At 51.3% G+C, this 2,608-nt stretch carries 5 protein-coding genes; all 5 read left to right on the top strand.

Features of this window, described 5'->3' with window-relative positions; translation table 11 throughout:
• On the top strand, positions 1-510 hold a 510-nt coding region (locus ACJMM9_RS14015; RefSeq protein ID WP_405328214.1), incomplete at its 5' end, for a TIGR02452 family protein.
• Position 511: 1 nt separating this feature from the next.
• Positions 512-964, top strand: coding sequence for a hypothetical protein (locus tag ACJMM9_RS14010; RefSeq protein ID WP_405328211.1), 453 nt, complete (start codon positions 512-514; stop codon positions 962-964).
• Positions 965-972: 8 nt separating this feature from the next.
• Complete coding sequence (locus tag ACJMM9_RS14005) at positions 973-1,767, top strand: hypothetical protein (protein WP_405328209.1); 795 nt, start codon at positions 973-975, stop codon at positions 1,765-1,767.
• Positions 1,768-1,779: 12 nt separating this feature from the next.
• Positions 1,780-2,124, top strand: coding sequence for a hypothetical protein (locus tag ACJMM9_RS14000; protein ID WP_405328206.1), 345 nt, complete (start codon positions 1,780-1,782; stop codon positions 2,122-2,124).
• The gene (locus tag ACJMM9_RS13995) at positions 2,102-2,551 is read left to right on the top strand and encodes a hypothetical protein (protein ID WP_405328203.1); all 450 of its coding nucleotides are present in this window, start codon (positions 2,102-2,104) and stop codon (positions 2,549-2,551) included. Before ACJMM9_RS14000 ends, ACJMM9_RS13995 begins: the two co-directional genes overlap by 23 nt.
• Positions 2,552-2,608 lie beyond the last annotated feature (57 nt).

Genomic DNA, 2,608 nt, shown 5'->3' with positions numbered 1-2,608 from the left:
CTCTACAAGTGCCTCACTACTCCGGAAGCCGTCAAGCGCTTCTACGACTACCACAAGACGAGTGTGGGCCCTCTGCACAACGATGACATCATCTACACGCCGAACGTCCCCGTGTTGAAGACTGACGACTACGACTTCCTCGACGAGCCAGTCTACCTCGACGTGATCACTTGTGCAGCGCCTAACCTTCGCGAGAAGAACGTCTCCCAGTACAACCAAGAACGTGAACCCGCGCCGGACATTTCCGACGACGAACTCTACAAGCTTCACGTGAGCCGCGCTCGCCAGATCCTCAACGTCGCTGCTGCCAACGGTGCGGACGTCGTTATCCTCGGCGCATTCGGCTGCGGCGCTTTCCGCAACAAGCCAGAAGTCGTCGCCAAGGCTTATGCCGACGTCGTACCTGATTACCTCAAGCAGTTCAAGGCTATCGAGTTCGCCATCTTCTGTCCGAAGGGCAAGCCGACCGACAACTACGACGCCTTCAAGGCTGTCTTTGGGAGAAAGTAATATGGTCGAGTTCCATCCGATTGATATGTACTTGCATTGCGTCGAGACAGCGCCGATATTCCTCAAGATGTTCTTCATCGTTGGCGGTGCTTGTATCGTGCTTCTGCTTACGTCTTTGGTACTCATGCTGATCAACATTGTTTTCGACTGTTTCTCCGTAGACCATATCTGGGATCCGTTCCGGTTCGCCCATCTGGTGACAATCTTTCCAGTTATGCTTCTGTTCATCGTGTTCCGCTTCTACGTCCAGCGACGCACGAAGATGACGTTCTACATGTTCTCGTTTTCCCAGTGGGAACGGCCAATCATCGAATGGCTTGGTTGGGGATTCTCGGAACATTACTGGACGATAGAGTTCCAGAATATGTTCGGGGCCAAGTGGGAAGGCGCTGACCTTGATACGACCGTGTATCGCCGCCCAGACGACGTAGACGAAAAAACCATTTTTGATTGAGGTAGACAATGAATATCAAACTCCCTAAAGAACTGCAGAACACGACTGCCGTGTACAGCCATGTTCTGGATCTGTTCAACTCGTTGATTGTAGACCGAGACGTTACGATGTCCCATACGGAAGATTCGTTGACTCTGTATGGCAAGGAACGCCAGTTTGTCTTCAATATCGACTACAGCTTCGGTTGTAGCGCCACATTTCCGGTGCATCCAGAGGATGGCTCTCGTGGCGGCCTTCCGGTCATTGGTAGCATGCTGATGGAAGAATATGTCGATACGTTCGGCGAAATTATCCAGCAAGCTATCGATTATGTCGATCCGGACGGTGTAGGAAAGGTTCCTCAAAGTGAACCTAACATCACCGAAGACGATGTCCACAACTACAAGATCGACTGGAACAAGTGGCATGACACCGTCAAGGATTCCTTGGATGCGTTCGAGTTCGACAATGCCGCCGAGACTTGCAAGAAGCTTGGCCTGACATGGTTCCAGGAATGTGACGAGGACGACCTCGAAGTGAAGGCTGGCTATCTTCGTGAAGACATCGAGCAGATTGTCGAGCGGCTGATCGCCTTGCACGAACTCAAGTGGGACGGGAAGACTCTCGGCGAGGACGGCTACAAGATTTTCGACAAGTGTCACGCATATCGCGACACCGACGGTGAACTTTATGCCGGACTGAAGCTTCGTCAGACATCGAGCGAAAACTTCTTCGAGCCTCGCTTCGAAATCCGCTTGGTGAAATGCGAAAAGGACATTCCGTGGTTCAACATCAACCTGATTGCCGTAGGCCAGTTCTTCTAAAGGAGAGTATCTATGACTCAAGTCCAATTCTACATGACTGTGCTTCAAGTGGTCAGCTTGATCCTTCTGTTGTCTGCGGTACATGTATCCAACCTTTCCTTGAAGGAAGAAAACCTGGAGATGCGTCGTTTCCACTGTTTTGAAGTAATTTCGTTGGAAGCACTCGCAATCGCCGTGTCATTGATTTACACGATTGTAGAGTTCGCCGAAGGGTACATTGTAATGCCGATTCTAGGTGTGCTAGAAATCGTGGCGGTGGCTGTCGGGATCTTCTACATGGTTCGTTCGTATATCGGATATGGCAAGACGATTGAGCTGATGAAGGAAGTTCCCAATGTCTCTAAGATGTCAAGCTGAAATGAACTGGTACGAGGTGGGCAAGGAAACGCCTCGTGAACATATCCTACTGTTTCTGGTTACCGAAGATGAGCCAGAAACTCTCTACACTGGGGTCTATACCGAAGGCGGGTTCCGTCTTAGTGGGCAACAGTGTGCGGTCTTGCCGCTTGCTGGCACGAAGTTCACGCACTTTGCCTATGTGAATAGCAATATGCTGCCGAAGAACTGCAAGGAAGGCTGCGAAGGCAGCGGTTGGCACGTCACCAAGGACGAGGTTCCTGAGAACGACGAGCCAGTCGCCATCTATCCAAGCTTCCAAGGCCACCAGTTCGCCGTATGGAACAAGCACGAACAGTGCTGGGATGACGAGTCTGGCGACGACTACCTTTGCAATAAGGACGAAGTCGCCAAGTGGTATCCAATTAACTGGGGAGGAGTCCTATGATGTTTCTGTCTGGATTGGCCGGGTTCGCCTTGGCTTGGATTATCGTCGGTATAGTGC

This window comes from Fibrobacter sp. (assembly GCF_045112255.1).
Taxonomy (GTDB): Bacteria; Fibrobacterota; Fibrobacteria; order Fibrobacterales; family Fibrobacteraceae; genus Fibrobacter.
This window is presented reverse-complemented; position numbering and strand designations above follow the sequence as displayed.

Excerpts from the sequence above, each read along its gene's own strand:
- ACJMM9_RS14005 (WP_405328209.1), top strand. The coding sequence starts at position 973 with ATGAATATCAAACTCCCTAAAGAACTGCAGAACACGACTGCCGTGTAC.
- ACJMM9_RS13995 (WP_405328203.1), top strand. The coding sequence starts at position 2,102 with ATGTCTCTAAGATGTCAAGCTGAAATGAACTGGTACGAGGTGGGCAAG.
- ACJMM9_RS14010 (WP_405328211.1), top strand. The coding sequence starts at position 512 with ATGGTCGAGTTCCATCCGATTGATATGTACTTGCATTGCGTCGAGACA.
- ACJMM9_RS14000 (WP_405328206.1), top strand. The coding sequence starts at position 1,780 with ATGACTCAAGTCCAATTCTACATGACTGTGCTTCAAGTGGTCAGCTTG.